The 22,676-nt window shown below is 74.3% G+C and carries 24 protein-coding genes; 12 read left to right on the plus strand and 12 right to left on the minus strand.

Annotated features, from left to right (window positions below; all coding sequences use genetic code 11):
• Window positions 1-36 precede the first annotated feature (36 nt).
• Together IE308_RS13090 and IE308_RS13095 are read right to left on the minus strand one after the other, a co-directional pair.
• A complete protein-coding gene (locus tag IE308_RS13090; protein WP_110626544.1) occupies window positions 37-237 on the minus strand; it encodes a DUF6059 family protein in 201 nt (66 codons plus the stop codon).
• Window positions 238-331: 94 nt separating this feature from the next.
• Complete coding sequence (locus IE308_RS13095) at window positions 332-988, minus strand: TetR/AcrR family transcriptional regulator (RefSeq protein ID WP_190218023.1); 657 nt, start codon at window positions 986-988, stop codon at window positions 332-334.
• Window positions 989-1,120: 132 nt separating this feature from the next.
• Between IE308_RS13095 and IE308_RS13100 the strand changes: the two genes are divergently transcribed.
• The 3 genes from IE308_RS13100 (at window position 1,121) to IE308_RS13110 (ending at window position 3,597) form a co-directional block, all read left to right on the plus strand.
• Entirely contained in the window at window positions 1,121-1,753 is a 633-nt protein-coding gene (locus IE308_RS13100) for an NAD(P)-dependent oxidoreductase (RefSeq protein WP_190218024.1), read from the plus strand.
• Window positions 1,754-1,980: 227 nt separating this feature from the next.
• Complete coding sequence (locus IE308_RS13105; RefSeq protein WP_190218025.1) at window positions 1,981-2,787, plus strand: maleylpyruvate isomerase family mycothiol-dependent enzyme; 807 nt, start codon at window positions 1,981-1,983, stop codon at window positions 2,785-2,787.
• 66 nt (window positions 2,788-2,853) lie between these two features.
• Window positions 2,854-3,597: a maleylpyruvate isomerase family mycothiol-dependent enzyme gene (locus IE308_RS13110; protein WP_190218026.1), complete on the plus strand. Its 744-nt coding sequence runs from the start codon at window positions 2,854-2,856 to the stop codon at window positions 3,595-3,597.
• 36 nt (window positions 3,598-3,633) lie between these two features.
• On the opposite strand, the gene IE308_RS13115 is transcribed toward IE308_RS13110, so the two are convergent.
• Window positions 3,634-4,026: a MarR family winged helix-turn-helix transcriptional regulator gene (locus IE308_RS13115; protein WP_190218027.1), complete on the minus strand. Its 393-nt coding sequence runs from the start codon at window positions 4,024-4,026 to the stop codon at window positions 3,634-3,636.
• A gap of 85 nt (window positions 4,027-4,111) precedes the next feature.
• Between IE308_RS13115 and IE308_RS13120 the strand changes: the two genes are divergently transcribed.
• Both IE308_RS13120 and IE308_RS13125 read left to right on the plus strand, forming a co-directional pair.
• On the plus strand, window positions 4,112-5,605 hold the full coding sequence (locus IE308_RS13120; RefSeq protein ID WP_190218028.1) for an MFS transporter: 1,494 nt from the start codon (window positions 4,112-4,114) through the stop codon (window positions 5,603-5,605).
• A 75-nt stretch (window positions 5,606-5,680) separates the two neighbouring features.
• Window positions 5,681-5,983 carry a DUF6332 family protein gene (locus IE308_RS13125; RefSeq protein ID WP_190218029.1) on the plus strand — a complete coding sequence of 101 codons (303 nt, stop codon included), beginning with the start codon at window positions 5,681-5,683 and terminating at the stop codon, window positions 5,981-5,983.
• Here IE308_RS13125 and IE308_RS13130 read toward each other — a convergent pair.
• The 4 genes from IE308_RS13130 to IE308_RS13145 all read right to left on the minus strand — a co-directional run bounded on the left by IE308_RS13130 (window position 5,944) and on the right by IE308_RS13145 (window position 9,232).
• Window positions 5,944-6,609, minus strand: coding sequence for a response regulator (locus IE308_RS13130; RefSeq protein WP_110626550.1), 666 nt, complete (start codon window positions 6,607-6,609; stop codon window positions 5,944-5,946). The genes IE308_RS13125 and IE308_RS13130 overlap by 40 nt on opposite strands.
• Entirely contained in the window at window positions 6,606-7,841 is a 1,236-nt protein-coding gene (locus IE308_RS13135; RefSeq protein WP_190218030.1) for a sensor histidine kinase, read from the minus strand. Before IE308_RS13135 ends, IE308_RS13130 begins: the two co-directional genes overlap by 4 nt.
• Window positions 7,842-8,078: 237 nt before the next feature.
• Window positions 8,079-8,426: a DUF1330 domain-containing protein gene (locus IE308_RS13140; RefSeq protein WP_110626552.1), complete on the minus strand. Its 348-nt coding sequence runs from the start codon at window positions 8,424-8,426 to the stop codon at window positions 8,079-8,081.
• Window positions 8,427-8,521: 95 nt separating this feature from the next.
• Window positions 8,522-9,232 (minus strand): TetR/AcrR family transcriptional regulator, encoded by a 711-nt coding sequence (locus IE308_RS13145; RefSeq protein WP_190218031.1) that lies wholly within the window; start codon window positions 9,230-9,232, stop codon window positions 8,522-8,524.
• Window positions 9,233-9,379: 147 nt separating this feature from the next.
• On the opposite strand from IE308_RS13145, the gene IE308_RS13150 reads away from it, so the two are divergent.
• A complete protein-coding gene (locus IE308_RS13150; protein WP_190218032.1) occupies window positions 9,380-9,844 on the plus strand; it encodes a nitroreductase family deazaflavin-dependent oxidoreductase in 465 nt (154 codons plus the stop codon).
• Between the two features lie 31 nt (window positions 9,845-9,875).
• Here IE308_RS13150 and IE308_RS13155 read toward each other — a convergent pair whose 3' ends face one another.
• Window positions 9,876-11,108 carry a geranylgeranyl reductase family protein gene (locus tag IE308_RS13155; RefSeq protein WP_190218033.1) on the minus strand — a complete coding sequence of 411 codons (1,233 nt, stop codon included), beginning with the start codon at window positions 11,106-11,108 and terminating at the stop codon, window positions 9,876-9,878.
• A 215-nt stretch (window positions 11,109-11,323) separates the two neighbouring features.
• Here IE308_RS13155 and IE308_RS13160 point away from each other — a divergent pair, with 215 nt between their 5' ends.
• On the plus strand, window positions 11,324-12,679 hold the full coding sequence (locus IE308_RS13160) for a dipeptidase (RefSeq protein ID WP_190218034.1): 1,356 nt from the start codon (window positions 11,324-11,326) through the stop codon (window positions 12,677-12,679).
• A 70-nt stretch (window positions 12,680-12,749) separates the two neighbouring features.
• Here the strand turns inward: IE308_RS13160 and IE308_RS13165 are convergent, their stop codons facing one another.
• On the minus strand, window positions 12,750-13,688 hold the full coding sequence (locus tag IE308_RS13165) for a helix-turn-helix domain-containing protein (RefSeq protein WP_373314496.1): 939 nt from the start codon (window positions 13,686-13,688) through the stop codon (window positions 12,750-12,752).
• A gap of 76 nt (window positions 13,689-13,764) precedes the next feature.
• Between IE308_RS13165 and IE308_RS13170 the strand changes: the two genes are divergently transcribed.
• Window positions 13,765-15,264 (plus strand): alpha/beta fold hydrolase, encoded by a 1,500-nt coding sequence (locus IE308_RS13170; RefSeq protein ID WP_190218035.1) that lies wholly within the window; start codon window positions 13,765-13,767, stop codon window positions 15,262-15,264.
• Window positions 15,265-15,297: 33 nt separating this feature from the next.
• On the opposite strand, the gene IE308_RS13175 is transcribed toward IE308_RS13170, so the two are convergent.
• On the minus strand, window positions 15,298-16,338 hold the full coding sequence (locus tag IE308_RS13175; RefSeq protein WP_190218036.1) for an NUDIX hydrolase: 1,041 nt from the start codon (window positions 16,336-16,338) through the stop codon (window positions 15,298-15,300).
• 148 nt (window positions 16,339-16,486) lie between these two features.
• A complete protein-coding gene (locus IE308_RS13180) occupies window positions 16,487-16,687 on the minus strand; it encodes a hypothetical protein (RefSeq protein ID WP_190218037.1) in 201 nt (66 codons plus the stop codon).
• A gap of 101 nt (window positions 16,688-16,788) precedes the next feature.
• On the opposite strand from IE308_RS13180, the gene IE308_RS13185 reads away from it, so the two are divergent.
• The 3 genes from IE308_RS13185 (at window position 16,789) to IE308_RS13195 (ending at window position 20,354) form a co-directional block, all read left to right on the plus strand.
• On the plus strand, window positions 16,789-17,337 hold the full coding sequence (locus IE308_RS13185) for a YciI family protein (RefSeq protein ID WP_190218038.1): 549 nt from the start codon (window positions 16,789-16,791) through the stop codon (window positions 17,335-17,337).
• 121 nt (window positions 17,338-17,458) lie between these two features.
• The gene (locus IE308_RS36900) at window positions 17,459-18,151 is read left to right on the plus strand and encodes a hypothetical protein (RefSeq protein WP_229908855.1); all 693 of its coding nucleotides are present in this window, start codon (window positions 17,459-17,461) and stop codon (window positions 18,149-18,151) included.
• A 193-nt stretch (window positions 18,152-18,344) separates the two neighbouring features.
• Window positions 18,345-20,354, plus strand: a complete 2,010-nt coding sequence (locus tag IE308_RS13195) for an NPCBM/NEW2 domain-containing protein (protein ID WP_190218039.1) — start codon at window positions 18,345-18,347, stop codon at window positions 20,352-20,354.
• A 69-nt stretch (window positions 20,355-20,423) separates the two neighbouring features.
• On the opposite strand, the gene IE308_RS13200 is transcribed toward IE308_RS13195, so the two are convergent.
• Window positions 20,424-21,374, minus strand: coding sequence for an ROK family protein (locus IE308_RS13200; RefSeq protein ID WP_190218040.1), 951 nt, complete (start codon window positions 21,372-21,374; stop codon window positions 20,424-20,426).
• A 146-nt stretch (window positions 21,375-21,520) separates the two neighbouring features.
• On the opposite strand from IE308_RS13200, the gene IE308_RS13205 reads away from it, so the two are divergent.
• A complete protein-coding gene (locus IE308_RS13205) occupies window positions 21,521-22,639 on the plus strand; it encodes a LacI family DNA-binding transcriptional regulator (RefSeq protein WP_110626563.1) in 1,119 nt (372 codons plus the stop codon).
• The last annotated feature ends 37 nt before the right edge of the window (window positions 22,640-22,676 follow it).

The raw sequence follows: 22,676 nt of genomic DNA on the forward strand, positions 1-22,676 counted from the left end.
GCGGGCGCCCGGCGGGACGCCGTACCCGACCGTGTCTCAGCCCAGGGTGTCCAGGTCCAGCAACTGCCGTTCCAGGGCGCGTTCCACCGCCGAGAGCGGGATGTCCGGGCGGACGCGTTCCAGCGGTTCCGGCAGGGGCGGCTCGGAGGGCACCCAGATCCACATCTGCCCGTAGGCGACCAGGGAGCGGTACGCCTCCTCCACGACTCGGGTCAGGATCACCCAGGGCTGCGTCACGGGGGCCTCCTCACGGCCGGTGCGGGATGCCCCGATGCTGCCGCGCCATGCTAAAGAGTGGCTGAAAGACAGCGGCCGGTCCGCTCCCGGCCCGTCACCTGGGACCCGGGGCCCCCTCGGTCCCGGCACTCCCGGCACTCCCGGCGCTCCCGGTACTCCCGGCGATGCCGGCGAGCAGGGTGCGGGCCAGCCGCGCGGCGAAGTCGTCGACCTCCGGCCGGGTCGCGTCCGGCGTCGCGTCATAGGCGAACGCCCGCTGCGCGCAGGCCCCCAGCAGCAGCGAGGCCGCCGCGTACGGGTCGGCGTCCCGGGCGACCCGCCCCAGGTCCTGCTCCGCCCGCAGATACGCCGCCAGGTCCTCGATGGGCCGGTGCGGCCCGTACCCCATCTCCCGCATCGCGTCGTCGTGGCGCCGCTTGAGCTGGGTCTCGGCGTACAGGGATGCGGCGATCGGGAAGCTCTGCTCGTAGAAGAGGGCGGCCTGGCGGGCGATCTCGGTGAGGTTCTCCTGGAGGGTGCCCTGCCCGGGCTCGGCGGCGAGGCTGCGCAGCAGCGGAGTGAGGCGGGGCAGCCGCTCCGCGAGTACGCGGATGAACAGCTCTTCTTTGCCGGTGAAGTGCTTGTAGAGCGCCGCCTCGGAACAGCCGGCCGCCCGGGCGATCTCCTTGGTCGTGGCACGGGCCAGTCCCACGGTGAGCATCAGCTCGTGGGCGGCGTCGAGGATGCGGACTCTGGCCGGTGGCTGCTGCATGGTCACCAAGCATTCCATGACGGGGGCCGACCGGGCTTGACGGGTGGGTGAGTGTTTACTCACCCTGGAGGCAGGTGGTGAGTAAACACTCACCCACCATCCACGACTTCACCGCGACCACCTGGAGGGACCATGAAACTCACCGTCTTCGGCGCCACGGGAGGCATCGGCCAGGAGATCGTCCGCCAGGCGCTGGACGCGGGACACCACGTGACCGCGGTCGTCCGGAACCCGGCCGGGCTGGCCGTGCGCGGCGACACCCTGGAGGTGGTCCGCGCCGCCCTCGACGACCCGGAGGCCGTCCGCCCCGCGGTGGCCGACCGCGATGCGGTCCTGTCCGGCCTCGGCGCGCGCTCCCGCAAGGACGCGGGCGTGGCGACCCGGCTCACCCGGACCGTGCTGCGCGCGATGGAGGCGGAGGGCACCCGGCGACTGGTCGTGGTGAGCGCTGCCCCGGTCGGCCCCGCGCCGGAGGACGACGGCCCCCTCGACCGGGCCGTACGCGGGATCGTCTCGGCTGTCCTGAAGGACGTCTACGCCGACCTGCGCGCGATGGAGGCCGAGGTGGCCGCCAGCGCCACGGACTGGACGGTCGTCCGCCCGCCGCGTCTGCAGAACAGGCCCCTCACCGGCCGGTACCGGACGGTCGTCGGCGGCTTCCCGCCCAGGGGCCGCTTCATCGCCCGCGCGGACGTGGCCCACGCGATGCTCGCCCTGACCACCGACCCGGGCGCGGTGAAGCAGGGGGTGGGAGTGGCCGACTGAGCCCGTCCGAATACGCGTCGGTGCAGGCGCGAGACGACACGAGCAGAGCCGGCCGGCGGGGCCGGTGCACACCCGCCGGTACGATCACCGCACCGGCGACGTCCGGACCCGCGCGGCACCACCGCAGCGCACCCTCGCGGCCCGCGACGCCCCGCCGGACACCCGGCTCCCCTTGGGTGCCCCGCTGTTCCTCAACGACCCCGACCCGGCCCGCCCCGGAGGCGCCCGTGCCGCACGACGTTCCCCTCGACACCCCTCTCGACGCCCCCGACCCGCACGCCCTCCTCGGCCAAGTCGCCCTGGCGGCCGAGCGGTTCGTCGCCACGGTCGCCGCACTCGAAGACGACGAGCTGCGGGCGCCTTCCGCGCTGGACGGGTGGACCCGGGGCCATGTGGTGGCGCACGTCGCCCGGAGCGCCGACGCGTACGTCGGGCTGCTGCTGACGGCCCGCGACGGTGTCGCGCCCGGCCCGAGGCTGAGCGCCGCCGAGCTGGCCCGTGCGGTCGAGGCCGACGCGGGGCGGGGCCGGGACGGCCTGGCCGGCCAGGTGCGGTCGAGCCTCGACCGGTTCGTCCGCGAGGCCCGCGCCCTGCCCGTCGAGGCCTGGCAGCGCATGGTCTGCGCCCTGGCGGGCTGGCGGCACCCGGCCTGGTTCACCCTGCACCGCTGCCGGCGCGAGCTGGAGACCCACCACGTGGACCTCCGACTCGCCTACGGCACGCACGACTGGCCCGCGGCGTATGTCTCCTGGGCGCTGGAGGAGACCGTCGCCACCCTGCGCGCACAGGACTTCCCCGTCACGTCGGTGCACGCGACCGACCTCGGCCGGACCTGGCGCGTCGGATCCGGCGGCCCCTCGGTCGCCGCACCCGGGCACGCCCTCCTCGGCTGGCTCGCCGGCCGCCTGCCCGCCCCGGCGCCGGAAGACGAGGCCGCGCGGACGGACCTGGCCCGCGCGCCGGGCGACCTCCCCCTTCCTCACCCACCGGTGTGGCCGCGGCCGCCGTATCCGGGCTGGGGCCGCTGCGAGTGAGCCGGTACGCCGGGCCACCAGGAATTCCCTTGCGTTCGAACCCACTCGATGCTGCACACTCCCCCCATGGAGACAGCCGAGTTCCTTGAGGCCCTGGACCGGGAAGGCCGGGCGCTGGCCGCGGCCGCCGAGGCGGCGGGCACCGACGCGAAGGTGCCCACCTGCCCGGAGTGGCAGGTGCGCGACCTGCTGCGGCACACCGGCGCGGTGCACCGCTGGGCCACCGCGTTCGTGGCCGAGCAGCTCACCTCGCCCCGGCCCCTCGGCGAGGAGCCGGACCTCGACGGAGCCGAGCTGCTGGCCTGGTACCGGGAGAGCCATCGCCGCCTGGTGGACACCCTGGCCGCGGCCTCACCCGAGACGGCCGCCTGGACGTTCCACCCGGCACCCCTGCCGTCACCGTCGCCGCTGGCCTTCTGGACACGGCGCCAGGCGCACGAGACGGCCGTCCACCGCTACGACGCGGAGACCGCCCGCGGCGGCAGCCCCTCCCCCGTCGGCACGGAGTTCGCCGTCGACGGCATCGACGAGCTGCTGCGCGGCTTCCACGCCCGCCCCAAGAGCCGGGTGCGGACGCCCGAGCCGCGGCTGCTGCGGGTGCGGGCGACGGACGCGGACGCGGTGTGGACCGTACGGCTGTCGGCGGAGCCGCCCGTCACCACGCGCGAGGACACCGGCGCCGCCGACGCCGAACTGGCCGGACCGGCGGACGAGTTGTATCTGGCGCTGTGGAACAGGGTCCCGGTGCCGCGGGTGACCGGGGACGCCGCGCTCGCCGCACTGTGGCGGGAGACGTCGGCCATCGGCTGACGCCGCAGCGCCTGACGCCGGGAGACGCGGGCGGACTCAGTCCGCCAGCATCCGCGTCAGCACCGCGCGCTGCACCGGGCGCAGCTCGTCGTGCAGCGCGCGCCCTTTCGCGGTGAGGGCGACGCGTACGCCCCGCCGGTCCTCCGGGCACATGCCCCGATCGACCAGGCCGTCCTTCTCCAGCCGGGCGATGAGACGGGACAGGGCGCTCTGGCTGAGATGGACGCGCTCGGCGATCTCCTGGACGCGGTAGGAGACGCAGGAGCCGTCGGGAGCGCTCTCGGAGAGCACGTCGAGCACCTCGAAGTCGCTGGCGCACAGACCGTGCCCGCCGAGGGCGCGGTCGAGTTCGCACTGGGTGCGGGCGTGCAGCGCAAGGATGTCCCGCCACTGGTCCACGAGCGCCTGCTCGGCCTTCTTCGCCGCCATGGCCGCACCGTAGCAGAGCCAGGAAATTATTGCACCCGAATTAAATGCGCTTGCATCTGATGCATGTGCATGTAGTCTCTGGGGCATGACCTCTCCGCTCACCACCCCCGCGGCCCCCGCCCCGGAGGGCCGCTGGACCCCCCGGCTGTGGGGCACCCTGCTGGTGCTCTGCGCCGCGATGTTCCTGGACGCGCTGGACGTGTCGATGGTCGGCGTGGCCCTGCCGTCGATCGGCTCGGACCTGGACCTGTCCACCTCCACGCTGCAGTGGATCGTCAGCGGCTACATCCTGGGCTACGGCGGCCTGCTCCTGCTGGGCGGCCGCACCGCCGACCTGCTGGGCCGGCGCCAGGTCTTCCTGGTGGCCCTCGGCGTGTTCGCGCTCGCCTCACTGCTGGGCGGCCTGGTCGACTCCGGTCCGCTGCTGATCGCCAGCCGCTTCATCAAGGGCCTGAGCGCGGCCTTCACCGCGCCGGCCGGCCTGTCCATCATCACCACGACCTTCGCCGAGGGCCCGCTGCGCAACCGGGCCCTGTCCATCTACACCACCTGCGCGGCCACCGGCTTCTCCATGGGCCTGGTGCTGTCCGGCCTGCTCACCGAGGCCAGCTGGCGGCTCACCATGCTGCTGCCCGCGCCCATCGCCCTGATCGCCCTGGTCGCCGGCCTGAAGCTGCTGCCGCGCAGCGAGCGGGAGAAGGACCACAACGGCTACGACGTGCCCGGCGCCGTCCTCGGCACCGCGTCGATGCTGCTGCTGGTCTTCACCGTGGTCCAGGCGCCCGAGGTCGGCTGGGGCTCGGCCCGCACGCTGCTGTCCTTCCTGGCCGTCGCCGTCCTGCTGACCGTGTTCGTCCTGGTCGAGCGGCGCTCCGCGGGCCCGCTGATCCGCCTCGGTGTGCTGCGCTCCGGCACCCAGGTCCGCGCCCAGCTCGGCGCGCTGGCCTTCTTCGGCTCCTACGTCGGCTTCCAGTTCCTGACCACGCTGTACATGCAGTCGCTGCTCGGCTGGTCGGCGCTGCACACCGCGCTGGCCTTCCTGCCGGCGGGCGCCCTGGTGGCGATCTCCTCGACCAAGGTCGGCTCGATCGTGGACCGGTTCGGCACCCAGCGGCTGATCGCGGCGGGCTTCGCGCTGATGGTCGTCGGGTACGCGCTGTTCCTGCGCATCGACCTCGACCCGGTCTACGCCGCCGCGATCCTGCCGTCGATGCTGCTGATCGGCGCGGCCTGCGCGCTGGTCTTCCCCTCGCTCAACATCCAGGCCACCAACGGCGTGGAGGACCACGAGCAGGGCATGGTCTCCGGTCTGCTCAACACCTCGGTGCAGGTGGGCGGCGCGATCTTCCTGGCCGTCGTGACGGCCGTGGTCACCGCCAACTCCCCGGGCACCGCGACCCCGCAGGCCGTGCTGGACAGCTACCGTCCCGGGTTCGTGGTCACGGCGGGCATCGCCGCCGTCGGCCTTCTGATCACCCTCACCGGCCTGCGTCCGCGCCGGACGCGGCAGCCGTCGATCGTGGTCGCCAGGTCCACCGTGGAGGAGGCGCAGCCGGACCGGGTTCCGGTCCGCGACTGACGGGGGCGCCTCCGTGAAAGGGGGGCCCGGCCGGGCTGCTTGCCCGCCGGGCCCCCGCCTGCTTGACTCCCGCGCATGACCGGGGGACGCCGTACACAGGCAGAGCGGGACGCCATCACCGTCGAGATCGGATACGCGCTGTTCAGTGCCGCCTTCGGGGCGGCGCTGGTGTTCGGCGCGGTGGCCGGACCGGCGTACGCCTTCCGTCTGCCGGCGGGCGTGCGCGACACGCTCACCGGACTCGGTGCCGTCCTGGCCGCCGCCCTCTTCGTCACCCGTGTGGTGACCGTCCTGGTCCGCTTCCGGCAGGTGCGGGATCTGGAGCACGACGGGCGGGTTCAGCCCAGCCAGCCCGGCCGGACCAGCCCCGACTCATAGGCCAGCACCACCAGTTGAGCCCGGTCACGGGCGCCCAGCTTCACCATCGTGCGGCTGACGTGCGTCTTCGCGGTGAGCGGGCTGACCACCAGACGGCGGGCGATCTCCTCGTTGGACAGGCCGATGCCGACCAGCGCCATCACCTCCCGCTCCCGCTCGGTGAGGTGCGCGAGCGCGTCCGCCGCGGCCGGTTCCTTTGACCGGGCCGCGAACTCCGCGATCAGGCGGCGCGTCACCCCGGGCGACAGCAGCGCGTCGCCGGCCACCACCGCCCGTACGGCGCGCAGGAGTTCCTCCGGTTCGGTGTCCTTCACCAGGAAGCCGGAGGCACCGGCGCGGATCGCCTCGAAGACGTACTCGTCGAGTTCGAAGGTGGTCAGCATGACCACCCGGACCCCGTTCAGGGCGTCGTCCCCCGTGATGCGGCGGGTGGCGGCCAGGCCGTCGAGCAGCGGCATACGGATATCCATCAGCACGACGTCCGGCCGCAGTTCGCGCGTCCTGCGCAGCGCCTCCTCGCCGTCGGCGGCCTCCCCGGCGACCTCGATGTCCGGCTGCGCGTCCAGCAGGGCGCGGAACCCGGCCCGGACCAGCGACTGGTCGTCGGCGAGCAGTACGCGGATCACCGGCTGTCCTCCTCGGCGTCGAGCGGCAGGACGGCGAGCACCCGGAAGCCGCCGTCGGGGCGCGGCCCCGCCTCGATCGTGCCACCGAGCGCGGCGGCACGCTCCCGCATTCCGGCCAGTCCGTTGCCGCTGCCGCCCGCGTCGGCGCCGGTCGCGGGCCCGTCGTCGTCGACGCTGAGCCGCAGCGCCCCGCGCGCCCGCTCCAGCCGCACGCGCGCGTGCCGGGAACCGGAGTGGCGTACGACGTTGGTGAGGGCCTCCTGGACGATGCGGAACGCGGCGAGGTCCGCGCCCGGCGGCAGCGCCGGTGCCCGGCCCGTCACCTCCACCGTCAGTCCGGCGCCCGCCGCCTGCTCGACCAGTTCCGGGAGCCGGTCCAGGCCGGGCGCGGGGGTGCGCGGGGCGGCGCCGGGCGCGCGCAGGGAGTCGAGCACCTGGCGCACCTCGCCGAGCGCCTCCTTGCTCTGGGCCTTGATGGTGGTCAGCGCCGTGCGGGCCTGCTCGGGGTCGGAGTCGAGCAGGGCGAGGCCGACGCCTGCCTGGACATTGATGACGGAGATGCTGTGCGCGAGGACGTCGTGCAGTTCCCGGGCGATCCTCAGCCGCTCCTCGTCGGCGCGCCGCCGGGCCGCCTGGGCCCGCTCGGCCCGCTCCCTGGCCCACTGCTCGCGGCGGACCCGCGTCAGTTCGGCCACCGCGACGATCGCCACCACCCAGGCGGCGATCGGCAGTTCCTGCCCCCAGCCGGCGGCGGAGTCCCCGGACGGCGGCAGCCACCGGTACAGCCAGTGCGCGACCAGCAGATGCCCGGCCCACAGCAGGCCGAGCGCCGACCAGGCCGCATGCCGGTGCCCGGCGACGACCGCGCTGAAGCAGCCGAGGGCGACGGTGACGAACACCGGCCCGTACGGGTAGCCCGCGCCCAGATAGACCAGGGCCGCGGCGGCGGTGCCGAACGCGACCGCCACCGGGTACCGGATGCGCCACAGCAGCAGGAGCGAGGCCACCACCAGCAGCGCACGCCCGAACGCATCCAGCGGGACCCGCTCACCGTGCTGCTGCTCCGCGGCGAAGTGCGAGCCGAGCAGCACGAACGCGGTGACGACGGCGGTGGACCGCCAGGGCCGGCGGGGGCGGTCGTGCTCCTCGTCGCGGCGACCCCACCCCGGCGGCGGCCCGTGCCACGGGCGTCGCGGCGGGGGGCCGGTCCCGCGTGTGCGCTGCTCGTCCATGACCGTCACGCTAGACGCCGGGCGGGACGGACGGCGTCACCCACGCGTGGTGGTCACACGTACTCCCGGAGCAGTATCCGCCGCAGGCCGTGCCCGCGAAGTCCCGTCTGCCGCCCGACGCCCGGCACTCCCCCAAGCTCTTCGAGCAGGGGCCCCAGAGCAGGCACCGGACGCCGCGCGGCCCGCCCTCCGGGCGGACGACGCGACTGTGCGGACCCGCCCGAGCCCCGGCCCGGCTCATCCCGCGGGCAGCGACTCGCGCATCGCGCGGCCGGTGGCACCCGCGTCGTAGCCCTCGGGCACACCCGGCACGAACACGATGTCGCTGGCGATGTGCCGCGAGCGCAGCGGGGCGATCTCCTGGTAGGCGGGCGAGTCCCACCAGGCGCGGGCCTCGGCCATGCCGGGGAAGGCGATCATCACGACGGCGCCGGGCCAGTTGCCCTCCATCACCTCGTGCTGCGCGCCGTGCACCAGGAAGCGGCCTCCGTAGGGCTCGAAGGTGGCGGAGATCCGCTCGATGTACTCGGCGACGTCCGGGTGCGGGGCGGGGTTGTGCAGGTGGGCGATGGCGTACGCGGTCACGGCGTCCTCCTGGGCGGGCGGTCGGCTGCTGACACCGACGATCGTGGCAGGGCGCCGGCCGGGGGTCGATGACCTCCGAGGTAAGGGCGGCCGGATCAGGCCGTTCCGGCGCGCAGGCCGACGCTCTCCGCCAGCCGGGCCGTCGCGTGGCGGAAGAAGGGCTCACGGTCCTCCACCATCCGGTCGAACTGCCCGAACAGCTCGAAGCCGACCAGGCCGTAGAGCTGGGCCCAGGCGGCGACCAGCGCGGTCACGGTGGCCGGCGGGAGATCGGGGGCGATGTCGGCGGCCAGGCGGGCGGCCTCCGCGCGGAGGCCGGCCGGGAGGGGCGGCGCCGCCAACTGGCCGCGGCGGTGCGCGTCGCGCGCGACGCCGATGAGGAGCAGGCCGACGCGGGAGGCGGCAGGCAGCGTCGTGAGGGGGGCGCGGTAGCCGGGCACGGGCGTGCCGTAGATCAGGGCGTACTCGTGCGGGTGGGCGAGCGCCCAGCGCCGTACGGCCGCGCAGACCGTCGTCCAGCGGTGCGGCGGCGCCGCGTCGGCGACCTCGGCGTGCGCGGTCTCGGCGGCCTCGCCGAGGGAGTCGTAGGCGTCGGTGATGAGCGCGGTGAGCAGGTCGTCGCGGCTGGGGAAGTAGCGGTAGAGCGCCGAGGAGACCATGCCCAGCTCACGGGCGACGGCCCGCAGTGAGAGCTGGGCCGCGCCGCCGGCGGCGAGGTGACGGCGGGCGGCCTCCTTGATGGCCGCGGTGACTTCGAGGCGGGCGCGGGCACGGGCGCCGCCGGGGGGTGCGGAGGGGCTGCTCATGGCTGCAGTCTGCCATGCGGCGAGAGCAGTGCACACAACAGAGAGCACTGCTCTTGCGCGGGCCGCGCCGAAGGTGCACACTGGAGTTACCGAGAGCAGTGCTCACACAAGAGAGCGGCGCTCTCCCCACTCGCCCAGGGGGTCTCCATGTCCACGCACGCCGTGTCCGCACACGTCCGCAAGCCCGGCTGGTTCACCGTCCAGGTCCTCAATCGCTCGGTCGCGTGGCTGACCCGCCGGGGCGTCAGCGTCTGGGGCTCCCGCGTCCTCGCCGTGCGCGGCCGCAAGAGCGGCGAGTGGCGGACCACGCCGGTCAACCTGCTGACCGTCGACGGCCGGCGCTACCTCGTCGCCCCGCGCGGCCACGTCCAGTGGACCCACAACATGCGCGCGGCCGGCGGCGGCGAACTGCACCTCGGCAAGCACGTCGAGGAGTTCACCGCCACCGAGGTGGCCGACGACGACAAGCCCGCGATCCTGCGCGCCTACCTCAAGCGCTGGAAGGCCGAGGTCGGCATCTTCTTCGACGGCGTCGGCCCGGACTCGCCCGACACCGAACTGCGCCGCATCGCACCGGACCACCCGGTGTTCCGGATCACGGCCGCGAACTGAGGCAGCCGAAGGAGCACCGGGCCGGCAGGCCTCAGGCCCCGGACTCGCCCGGCGCCGCCCGCCGGTCCAGCAGTGTCAGGGCGCGCTGCGCGATCGGCCGGTTGCGGACCAGTTCGCCCAGCGAGGTCGCGCCGCGGGTGATGTCCATGAACGCCTTCCACGCCGGCCGGAACCCGGTCAGCGCCGCGTGGAACACCCCGGGCCGCCGCTCGAACGCGGCCAGCAGCCGCTTGCCGACGGCCATCTCCACGCCGAGGCCGGCCTTGACGGCGAAGGCGTAGTTGAGGGCCTGACGGCGGGTGTCCACCGCGTCGTGCGCCTCCGCGATGCGCACCGCCCACTCCCCCGCGAGCCGCCCCGACCTCAGCGCGAACGAGATGCCCTCCCGGGTCCACGGCTCCAGCAGCCCCGCCGCGTCCCCGCACACCAGCACCCGGCCGCGCGAGAGCGGCGAGTCGTCGGCGCGGCAGCGGGTGAGATGGCCGGAGGAGATGCTGGGCTCGAACCCGGCGAGGCCGAGCCGGCCGATGAAGTCCTCCAGGTAGCGCTTGGTGGCGGCGCCCTCGCCGCGCGCCGAGATGACGCCGACGGTGAGCGTGTCGCCCTTGGGGAACACCCAGCCGTACGAGCCGGGCATCGGCCCCCAGTCGATCAGGACCCGCCCCTTCCAGTCCTCGGCGACGGTCTCCGGCACCGGGATCTCCGCCTCCAGGCCCAGGTCGACCTGGTCGAGCTTGACCCCGACGTGCGCCCCTATGCGGCTGGCGCTGCCGTCGGCGCCGACGACCGCGCGGGCCAGCACCGTCTCGCCGCCCTGCAGTACGACGGCGACCGTACGGCGGTCCGGCACCGCCGAGCCGTGCTGCTCGACGCGCTGCACGGTGACCCCGGTGCGCAGCTCGGCGCCGGCCTTCTGCGCGTGTTCGACCAGCTGCTGGTCGAACTCCGGCCGGTTGATCAGACCGAACAGCATCTGCCGGGAGCGGCGGGTGCGGGCGAAACGGCCGTTGTGGGAGAAGGTCACCGCGTGCACGCGGTCGCGCAGCGGCAGCTCGAAGCCGGGCGGCAGCGCGTCACGGGACGGTCCGATGATGCCGCCGCCGCAGGTCTTGTAGCGGGGCAGCTCCGCCTTCTCCAGCAGCAGCACGCGCCGCCCGGCGACCGCGGCCGCGTAGGCGGCCGATGCTCCTGCGGGTCCCGCGCCCACCACGACGACGTCCCACACCTGCCGCACGTCGTCCGCCGAAGAGTTCTCGCTGCTCACGATGGTCTACCGCTCCCGATCAAGCCGCTGCCGCTGCTGTCATCCGCATCCTACGGCGGAGATCGCGAAGGGCCGCCGACCGAGGTCCGGCAGCGGATGCGACCCGCGCCGCGGGACGGGCGTACGCTCACACGGTCAACCGTTGGCAGATCAACGCACAAGACGTACGCACACGTACACGCAAGTACAACGTCGCACCTACAAGGAGCGTGCCCATGTCGTCGAATCCGGTCGCCGAGACCGTCGCCTCGCTGATGCCCCGGGCGCAGGCGGAGCTCGCCGAACTGGTGGCCTTCCGTTCGGTGGCGGACTTCGACCAGTTCCCGAAGAGCGAGAGCGAGGGCGCGGCCCGCTGGGTGGCGGACGCGCTGACCGCCGAGGGCTTCCAGGACGTCGCCCTGCTCGACACCCCGGACGGCACGCAGTCGGTGTACGGCTACCTCCCCGGCCCCGAGGGCGCGAAGACGGTGCTGCTGTACGCGCACTACGACGTGCAGCCGCCGCTGGACGAGGCCGGCTGGACGACGCCGCCGTTCGAGCTGACCGAGCGCGACGGCCGCTGGTACGGGCGTGGCACCGCCGACTGCAAGGGCGGCGTGATCATGCACCTGCTGGCGCTGCGCGCGCTGAAGGCGAACGGCGGCGTGCCGGTGCACGTGAAGGTGATCGCCGAGGGCTCGGAGGAGCAGGGCACGGGCGGTCTGGAGCGGTACGCCGAGGAGCACCCGGAGCTGCTGGCGGCGGACACCATCGTGATCGGTGACGCGGGCAACTTCCGTGTCGGACTGCCGACGGTCACCACGACCCTGCGCGGCATGACCCTGGTCCGTGTCCAGGTCGACACGCTGGCGGGCAACCTGCACTCGGGTCAGTTCGGCGGCGCCGCCCCGGACGCGCTGGCCGCGCTGATCCGCGTGCTGGACTCGCTGCGCGCCGAGGACGGCTCGACGACGGTCGACGGTCTGCCCGCGGACGCCTCCTGGGACGGACTGCAGTACGACGAGGAGCAGTTCCGCGCGGACGCCAAGGTCCTCGACGGCGTCGGCCTGATCGGCTCGGGCACGGTCGCCGACCGCATCTGGGCCCGCCCGGCGGTGACGGTCCTCGGCATCGACTGCCCGCCGGTCGTCGGCGCCACGCCGTCCGTGCAGGCGAGCGCGCGGGCGCTGATCAGCCTGCGGGTGCCGCCGGGCACCGACGCGGCCGACGCGACCAAGCTGCTCCAGGCCCACATCGAGGCGCACACCCCGTGGGGCGCCCGGGTCGCCGTGGAGCAGATCGGCCAGGGCCAGGCCTTCCGCGCCGACGCGGCCAGCCCCGCCTACCAGGCGATGGCCGACGCGATGGCGGTGGCCTACCCCGGCCAGGAGATGCAGTACGCGGGCCAGGGCGGCTCGATCCCGCTGTGCAACACCCTCGCCTCCCTCTACCCGCAGGCGGAGATCCTGCTCATCGGCCTGAGCGAGCCGGAGGCGCAGATCCACGCCGTGAACGAGAGCGTCTCCCCGGAGGAGCTGGAGCGCCTGTCGGTCGCGGAGGCGCTGTTCCTGCGCAACTACGCGGCGAGCTGATCCGTTCCGCGCACGTCAGAGGGCCCTTCGCCGCTCGGCGAGGGGCCCCTTGCGTGCGCCGGTCGCCGGCTCACCCGGCCGCCGCGAGGTCCGCGTCCAGGGCGGCGAGCAGCCAGTCGTGCGCGGCACCGGGTGTGGGCTCCGGGCGGGCGCCAGGCCGCGTGGTGACCTCGGACACCAGCTCCCAGTACCGGTCCAGGCGCGGATCGGCGGCCAGCTGGCGGGCGAGCCGGTGCCGGAAGCCGGGGCTGTCCGGGATGCCGTAGGCGTCGGCGTACGCCGCGACGAAGCCGTCCAGCGCGTCGCCGGGGCACGGACGCCGGTCCCGGCGCAGCTGTACGGCCGCCAGCTCGTACGCCTCGGCCAGACCCGCGTACAGGACGGCGGCGCCGCGCGCGCCCGCCTCCCGGTGCGCCTCCGGCTGGGGTTGCGACCCGCCGGGGCAGGGCCCGCTGGTCAGCGCGTGCAGCCGGGCGAACGCGAGCGCCTGCTCCGGGCGGGGATCGTCCGGCGGCTGCGGTACGGCCACCTCAAGGAAGGCGCTGACCGAGCGGGCGGGCATCCGCGCCGGCAGCCAGGCACGCCAGAACCGGGCGGGTGCGTCGGTGGTCGGCGGGGTCGTCAGCGCGCCGAGCAGCCGCAGCCGGTCGGCGCGCTCCTCGGGCGGGGCCTCCTGCACCAGCCGCAGCGCCGTCTCCCGCCAGCGCAGCGCCCGCAGCTGGGTGCCGACCTCGCGCAGCCGCCCGGCGACGGCGTCGGCCAGGGCGGGGCCCGGCTCGCCCTCCGCGTCGAGGACGCGGCGCACCTCGGGCAGCGGCAGGTCCAGGGCGCGCAGCGAGCGGATCAGGCGCAGCCGGTCCAGCGCTCCGGGGCCGTACCGGCGGTGTCCGCCGGAGCTGCGGGAGGCCTCCGGCAGCAGACCGCGGTCGGAGTAGAAGCGGACGGTCTTGACGGTGACGCCCGCGTGCTCGGCGAGTTCGCCGATGCTCCACAGGCCGTCGGGCGACATGGACAGTTGAACCTCCCTCAGGGGGAGTTCCTACGGTACCCGCGAACGCTCGCCCAACAGACGCAAGGAGACGGCGATGACGGCATTCGTGCTGGTCCCAGGGATGTTCACGGACGCGCACGTATGGGAGGCGACAGCCGCGCGGCTGGTCGCGGCGGGGGCGGAGGCGTACCCGGTGACGCTGGGCGGCCCGCCGGGGCCGGCCGATCTGGAGGCGCACATCGCGCAGGTGGCCGAGGCGATCGACACGGCCGGGCCGGAGCAGCAGGTGGTGCTGGTCGCTCACGACTACGGCGCCCACCCGGCGCTCGGCGCGGCGGACCGGCGGGCCGACCGGGTCGCGCGGATCGTCTTCGTCGACGCGGGCCTGCCGCGGAACGGCGTCCCCGCACTGGCGGCGGTGCCCGACGAGGAACTGCGCACGCGGCTGGCCGCGCGCGCCGGGGCCGGGGAGAGCGACGGTGTCCTTACGCCTCCGGCCGGCCCCGAGGAGTGGCGGCGCTGGGGCAGCACCGCGGGCGTGGCACCGGAGGCGCTGGACCGGCTCACCGCGCTCGCCCGCCCGCAGCCGCTGGCCACGCTGTTCCAGCCGCTGCGGCTGACGGGCGCGGTGGCCTCGGTGCCGACCACGGGTGTGCTGTGCACCGGCAACGGCGTGGACATCGGGATGATCCAGCGGCTGGTCGACTTCGGCGACCCCGCGCTGCAGGCCTTGGCCTCACCGGCGGTGTCCTTCTTCGAACTGCCCACCGGGCACTGGCCGATGCTGTCCTCGCCGGCCGAGCTGGCGGAGGTTCTGCTGCGGGCCGCCGCCGGCGAAGGCCACCGTCTCACCCCTGCCGGGGCCGGGCAGCCGCCCGCGCACCTGCGGCCGTTCGCCCTGGAGGTGCCCGACGTGCCGCGGGACCGGCACGGGGACGTCGACCTGTACGTGCCGTCCGGCGCCGAGGGCCCTTTGCCGGCGGTGCTGTTCGTGCACGGCGGCCCGGTGCCGGCCGGGGCGCGGCCCTCGCCGCGCGACTGGCCGACGCTGACCGGGCACGCCCGGTCCGTCGCCGCGCGCGGAGCGGTCGCGGTGACGTTCGACCACGGTCTGCACGACGTGACCGCCTACCCGCGTGCCGCCGAGGACGTGGCCGCCGCCGTGGAGCTGGTCCGGGCCGACCCCCGGGTGGACGCCGACCGGATCGCCCTGTGGTTCTTCTCCGGGGGCGGGCTGCTGTCGGCGGACTGGCTGGCACGGCCGCCGGCGTGGCTGCGCTGCGTGGCGTTCAGCTACCCGGTGCTGGCGCCGCTGCCCAACTGGGGCCTGCCCGAGGGCATTTCCCGCCCCGTCACCGCGGTGGGCGGCGCGGGCGACCTGCCCCTCGTGCTGCTGCGCGCGGGGCTGGAGGCATCCGAACTGGCCGCCCATGTCGAGGAGTTCCGCGCCGCCGCCAAGGACGGCGGGGCACGCCTGGAGGTGATCGACGTCCCCCACGGCCACCACGGCTTCGAGAGCCTGGACCCGGTCGAGGAGTGGAGCGGGCCGCTGCACGCCGCGCTGGGGGCGGTGGTGGCGCACCTGACGGAGTGAGCGCCGTTCCGGCTGCTCGCGGCGAGACACCCCCTAGACCGGAACGCCTGCCTCCAGGTAGAGCGCGGCCCCCCGCTCGCGGGCCCGCAGTGCCCAGCGCAGGCGTTCGTAGCGGACGGGCGGGAGCAGGTCGGCGGCTTCCTGCTCGGTGACGAAGCGGCAGGCGCGCAGCTCGGGGCCGGGCAGCAGCAGCCGCTCGGCCTCGGCGGAATCCAGGCGACCGCCGTCGAAGAGCAGCCGCAGGCCGCCGTAGCCGGGGGGCGCGGGCCGCTCCCAGTCGACGACGAGGAGGCGGGGTACGTCCGCCAGGCGCAGGCCCGTCTCCTCGGTGACCTCGCGCATCCCGGCCCGGGCGGGGGCCTCGCCGGGCTCGACGACACCGCCGGGGAACTCCCAGCCGGCCTTGTAGGTGGGGTCGACGAGCAGCACGCGGTCCCGCTCGTCGAAGAGCAGGACACCTGCGGCGAGGGTCTCGGCGGTGGGCTCGGGGGTCTGCACGATGTCGCAGGCCGGCGCCTCCCCGCTGGTGACGGCCTCCGCTATCCGGGCGGCGGTCTGGTGCGGTGTGAGGGTGCCGTTGTCGACGAGGTGGGCGTCGGCGGCGAGCCAGGAGGCGAGCGCGGCGCGGTACGGCTCGATGTGGTCGTAGGCCCACTGCCGTACGCGTATCTCCCCGTCGGGCAGGCCGGGAGGTGTCTCCCGGTCGGCTATCCGGGCGCGCAGGATCGTTTCCGCCGGGGTGAGGACGAGATGCCGGACCGGGATGCGGCGGGCGGCGAGACCGCCGAAGATCTCGTCCCGGTACTCCTGGCGCAGCAGGGTCATCGGGACCACGAGGGTGCCGCCCAGCTCGGCGAGGAGCGCGGCGGCGGTGTCGATGACGAGCCGCCGCCAGATCGGCAGGTCCTGGAAGTCGCCGACCTCGGCGAGGTGCTTGGCCGGCAGCAGGTCGGTGAGCGTGCCGCCGATGACCTCCGGGTCGAAGAGCGTGCTGTTCGGGATCAGCTCGATCAGTTCCCGTGCGGTGGTGGTCTTCCCCGCACCGAACGCGCCGTTGATCCAAACGACGATCACGGGTCCCCCTCTTCTGTTGGCCCCCTGAGGCTTGCCCGCTCCACCCTGCCACGGAAACCAGGTCCAGTTGAGGGCGCGGGAAAGGGCCGGGACGGCGGACGGCGCCGGACCCCCGGTGCGGGGCCCGGCGCCGTCGGCGCGGTCACGCTCAGTCGCCGTCCACCACCGAGCCCTCGTCCAGGTCCAGGCTGTGGCTGGCGACGGTGTGGTCGACGGCGCTGAGGGTGTCCTGCACGTTCAGGTCGCCGAGCGGACCGTCGGAAGCGGCCAGGCCGTGGGAGGGCGTCACGGCGGCGACGACGAAACCGGTGGCGAGGGAGGCGATGGCGAGCATGCTGCGCTTCTTCATGCCCAGCTCAACGCGGGGAACGGCCGCGGGTCACGCCCCGGCGCGAGGGCGGCGCCGAATCCCGTTGAGCCGGCCCGCCGGGCCGGGAATGATCTCCTTCCATGGAGTTCTTCTGCTACCACCGCGACCGTCCCGGCTCCGCCGCCCTCCGTTCGGAGCTGCTGGAGGAGCACTGGTCCTACATGGACCGGTTCGCCGAGGAGCTGATCGCGCGCGGGCCCACCTTCGCCGAGGACGGTGAGACGCCCTCCGGCAGCGTGCACATCGTCGACCTGCCGGACGCGGCCGCGGCCCGCGCGTTCGCCTTCGAGGAGCCCGTGTACCAGGCGGGCGGGTACCGGGACGTGCTGCTGCGCCGGTGGCGGAACCTGCTCGGCCGCACCATGTGGGAGTTCCCCGGCGGCCGGACGGGCGGCGACCGCTACCTGGTCCTCGGCCTCGGCTCCGGCGAGCCCGCGGACGTCGCGCCGCCGCCGGACCGCGACGAGCTGATCGCCTACGGCCCGCTGCTCTCCGACGACGGCACCGCCTGGCTGGGCACGGCGGTGCTGCTGCGCGCCCCGGACGCCGCCACGGCGCGCGCGGTCCTCACCGAGGACCGGTACGCCCACATCGAGGTCCACGACTGGGAGTTCGGCGGACGCCGCTGACCTCCCCGGACACCGGGAATTCACCCGCCCATCACACTTTCGTCACAACCGTGCCGCGCTCTCCCCGCGCCTCCGGAGTCGCGCTTACGTTCGCGTGACGCACCGAATCCCTGGGGGGACCATGACGTTTGACGCTCCGCCGCCTTCCGGGCCGCCGACCGTGGGACCGCCGCCTCCGCCGCCGCTGCCGCCCGTCCCCGCCCCGGACGGGCCGAAGTGGGCGCGCAAGCGGGTGGCGATCCCGGCCGCGTTCGTCCTGCTGCTCGTCGGCGCGGGCATCGGCTCGGCCGGGGGTGGCGCGGAGAAGACCGGCGCGGAGGCGGCTGCGGCCCCGACCGTGACGGTCACCCGGACCGCCGAAGCCGCGACCCCGGCGGCCGAGGCCGAACCGCGGGCCACGGTGACCGTGACGACGACCGCCACCCCCAAGGCGGCGCCGAAGGCCTCCCCGAAGGCCTCCGCGAAGGAGGACGCCGCCGGTGGCGACACGACCGCGGCGGACACCGGCGGCGCGGGCAAGGTGGTGTTCAAGGTGTGGGGCACCGCGCCCAGCGGCGCCCTCGGCCCCCTGGACATCACCTACGGGTCGGACAGCGACAACCGCCAGGGCAAGTGGAACGGCCACGAGTTCACGGCCACCCTGCCCCTGGACGAGGAGGCGCTGTACTACTCGGTGACCGCACAGCTCCAGGGCTCCGGCGACATCAACTGTTCCGTCACGATCGACGGCGAGACGGAGAAGGGCCACGCCTCCGGCGGCTACAACATCTGCACCGCCCAGGCCAACGCGGGGTTGCTGGGGGGCTGGGACTAGGACCTGTTGACGATCCATCACGCCCGCACACCACCCCCGACGGAAAGCGGGGACTTTGTCGTGTTTTCACCCTTGGCGGAGTGAGGCGTTACCCCTTCCCTTCCACCACAGTTCTGCAGGACCTACCGTAATCACGCACGGATGACGGGTTCATGACGTCATCTCGGCTACGCAGGTTCTGGAGGACGTGACGATGCGTCACCTTCACACCCGCACCACCCGGCGGAGAGTGGTCGGAGCGATCACCGCCGGCCTGATGTGTACGGCCGCGCTCGTGGTACCCGCGGCCACCGCCCCTCCGGCCCGGGCCCTGGACGACGGACTCGCCCGCACCCCGCCCATGGGCTTCAACAACTGGAACTCCACCTACTGCCGCGCCGAATTCAACGAGACGATGATCAAGGGCGTCGCCGACCTCTTCGTGGAGAAGGGCCTCAAGGACGCCGGCTACCGGTACGTCAACCTCGACGACTGCTGGGCCAAGCCCCAGCGCGACGCCGACGGCAAGCTGGTCCCGGACCCGGTCCGCTTCCCCCACGGCATCAAGGCCGTCGCTGACTACGTCCACTCCAAGGGCCTCAAGCTCGGCATCTACACCAGCGCCGGCACCAAGACGTGCGACCCCAACGGCTTCCCCGGAGCGCTCGGCCACGAGTACAGCGACGCGCGGCAGTTCGCCGACTGGGGCGTCGACTACCTCAAGTACGACAACTGCAACAACCAGGGCCTCGACGCCCGGCAGCGCTACCGGACCATGCGCGACGCGCTCAAGGCGACCGGTCGGCCCATCGTCTTCAGCATCTGCGAGTGGGGCGAGAACAAGCCCTGGGAGTGGGCGGCCGACGTGGGCCATCTGTGGCGCACCACCGGCGACATCCGCGACAGCTGGGCCTCCATGCTGACCATCGCCAAGAAGAACCTGCCCCTCGCGCCCTACGCCGGCCCCGGCCACTGGAACGACCCCGACATGCTGGAGGTCGGCAACGGCGGCATGACGGACACCGAGTACCGCTCCCACTTCTCCCTGTGGTCCATCATGGCCGCGCCGCTGCTCATCGGCAGCGATCCGCGCAAGGCCTCCGACGCGACCTTCACGATCCTCGGCAACAAGGAGGTCATCGCGGTCGACCAGGACCCGCTGGGCCGGCAGGGCAGTGTGCTGTCCTCCGAGGGCGGCCGCTGGGTGATCGCCAAGGAGATGGCCGACGGCAGCCGCGCGGTCGCCCTGTTCAACGAGACCGCGAGCCCGCAGCGCATCGCCACCACCACGGCGGCCCTCGGCCTGCCCGACGCCGACGCCTACACCCTGCGCGACCTGTGGCAGCACCGCACCTACAACACCGCGGGCGCCGTCTCGGCCACCGTCCCCGCGCACGGCACCGTGCTGCTGCGCGTGGCTCCCGACCCGCGCTGGGCCGCGCAGCCGCCCGCCGTGGAACTCGCCCTGAACGGCAGCCTGTTCACCGAGGCGGGCAGCCCGGCCGTGCTGACCACCACCGCCACCGGCCTCGGCCGCACCGCCGCCCGGGACGTCTCGGTCACCCTGACCGGGCCCGGCGGCTGGACCGTCCGGCCCGGCTCGGCGACGACGGCCGCCTCGCTGCCGACCGGCCGCGCGCTGCGCACCACCTGGACGCTCACCGCGCCGGCCGGAACACCGGACGGGTCGTATCCCCTGACCCTGAAGGCGAGTTACCGCTCCCCCACCGGCGTCAGCACCGAGAACGTCGTACCGCTGACGGCGACCGTGGTGGTCGCGCCGCCTGCCGGGACGTCGTACCTCGGTGATCTGCCCTGGGTCTTCGCCGGGAGCGGCTTCGGACCGGCGGAACGCAACACGAGCAACGGCGGGAAGGCGGCCGGCGACGGACGTCCCATCACCATCGGCGGGGTCGTCTACGGCAAGGGACTCGGCGTCCACGCGCTCAGCGACGTCATGTACTACACCGGCCGGCGCTGCACGACGGTCCGCGCGGACGTCGGCGTCGACGACGAGACCGGCGCCAAGGGCTCCGTCGCCTTCGAGATCTGGGCCGACGACAACCGTGTCGCCGCGACCGGCACCCTCACCAACGCGATGCCCGCGCAGCCGCTCACCGCGGACGTGCGCGGCGCGGAGCTGGTCCGGCTGGTCGTCACGGACGGCGGAGACTTCATCGACTCCGACCACGCGGACTGGGCGGACGCACGCCTGACCTGCTGATCCGCCGGCGCCCGGGGCCCACCGGCCCCGGGCCCGGACACCCGACCCGCCGTTCCCGTCCCTCGCGCCTCAGACTCCCGCCGCTGCGCCCGGCAGCCCCGCCAGGGCCGCCGCGGCGGCGCCCACGAGGCCGGCGTCGGTGCCCGTCCGGGCCGGGACGACCGTCAGGCGCCGGACGAAGGAGAGGGTGGCGTAGTCGGCGAGGGCCTTGCGCAGGGGCGTGAACAGGACGTCCCCGGCCTTGCCGACTCCGCCCCCGACGACCGCGATGTCGATCTCGACGAGGGTCGCGGTGGCCGCGATCCCGGCGGCCAGGGCCTGCGCCGCCCGCTGGAAGGAGGCCGCGGCCACCGGGTCCCCGGCGCGGGCGGCGGCGGCCACCGCGGCCGCCGTGGAGTCGCCGTCGGGGCCCGGCCGCCAGCCGTTCTCCAGCGCGTGGCGGGCGATGTTGGGACCGCTGGCCAGCCGCTCGACACAGCCGCGCGAGCCGCACGGGCAGGGGTCGCCGTCCAGGTCGACGCTGATGTGGCCGATGTGACCGGCGTTGCCGGTGGGGCCGGGGTGCAGCCGGCCGTTCAGGACCAGGCCGCCGCCGACGCCCGTGGAGACCACCATGCACAGCGCGTTGTCGTGGCCGCGGGCCGCGCCCTGCCAGTGCTCGGCCGCGGTGATGGCGACCCCGTCGCCGATCAGCTCGACCGGGAGTCCGCCGGTGACCGCCCGCACTCGCTCCACCAGCGGGAAGTCGCGCCAGCCGGGCACGTTGACCGGGCTGACCGTGCCGGCCGAGGCGTCCACCGGACCCGCGCTGCCGATGCCGATCGCCCGGGCCCGCCCCCACTGCGGCGAGGTGGTCAGCTCGCCGAGCACCTCCTCGACGGCCCGCATGACGGTGTCGCCGTCCTCCCGCGCGGGCGTCGGGCGCTGGGCGCGCACCAGGATCGTGCCGTGGCCGTCGACCACCGCTCCGGCGATCTTGGTGCCGCCGATGTCGAGCGCGGCCACGAGGTCGGTGTGCATCGGTGTGGTATCTCCCCGTTCAAGCAGGAAAGGCAGAGGCACTGCCTCGGACGTGCAGGGCAAGGGATCGCCCGGTCCAGCGGTGGGGCGCGGGGCCGGAGAGTGTGGACAGTCTCTCCCGCCCGTGACAACGTTGTCCAGGCTCTATGCTCGACGCCACATCCTCATACAGACCGTGGATCGCCGCATCCCGCGGACGTCGAGACGACAGGACAGGACCCCGCATCGTGCCCGAGACCGCCCGCCTCTCCGGAAACCGGTACGGCAACCGGCCCACCATGAAGGACGTCGCCGCCCGCGCCGGTGTCGGGCTGAAGACCGTCTCCCGTGTGGTCAACGGCGAGCCCGGCGTCACCCCGGAGACCGAACGGCGGGTGCAGGAGGCCATCGAGGCGCTGGGCTTCCGCCGCAACGACAGCGCGCGGGTGCTCCGCAAGGGCCGTACCGCCAGCATCGGCCTGGTCCTGGAGGACCTCGCGGACCCCTTCTACGGCCCGCTGAGCCGCGCCGTCGAGGAGGTGGCCCGCGCCCACGGCGCCCTGCTGATCAACGGGTCCAGCGCGGAGGACCCCGACCGGGAGCAGGAGCTGGCGCTGGCGCTGTGCGCCCGGCGGGTGGACGGCCTGGTGGTGATCCCGGCCGGGGACGACCACCGGTACCTGGAGCCGGAGATCAAGGCGGGCGTGGCGACGGTGTTCGTGGACCGCCCCGCCGGGAAGATCGACGCCGACTGCGTCCTGTCGGACAACTACGGCGGCGCGCGCGACGGCGTCGCGCATCTCGTCGCGCACGGGCACCGGCGCATCGGCTTCATCGGCGACATGCCCCGCATCCACACCGCCGCGGAGCGGCTGCGCGGCTACCGCGCGGCCCTGGAGGACGCGGGGATACCGGTGGCCGACGCGTGGATGTCCCTCGGCGTCACCACGCCCGAGCGGGTGCGCCGGGCGGCGGAGGAGATGCTCTCGGGGCCGGAGCCGGTCACCGCGATCTTCACCGGCAACAACCGGGTGACCGTCACCGTGATCCGCGTCCTCGCCGAGCACGCCCGCCGGGTCGCCCTCGTCGGCTTCGACGACATCGAGCTGGCCGATCTGCTCCAGCCGGGCGTCACGGTCGTCGCGCAGGACGCCGCCGCCCTCGGCCGTACCGCCGCCGAGCGGCTGTTCCGGCAGCTCGACGGAAGCCTGGTCGTCCCGGAGCGGATCGAGCTGCCGACCCGGCTGATCACCCGCGGCTCCGGCGAGCTGCCCCCGGCGGACTGAGGCGCCCGTGGAGGACCGCACCGAGGGACGACCCACA

It is taken from the genome of Streptomyces griseosporeus (assembly GCF_014656055.1).
Taxonomy (GTDB): Bacteria; Actinomycetota; Actinomycetes; order Streptomycetales; family Streptomycetaceae; genus Streptomyces; species Streptomyces griseosporeus.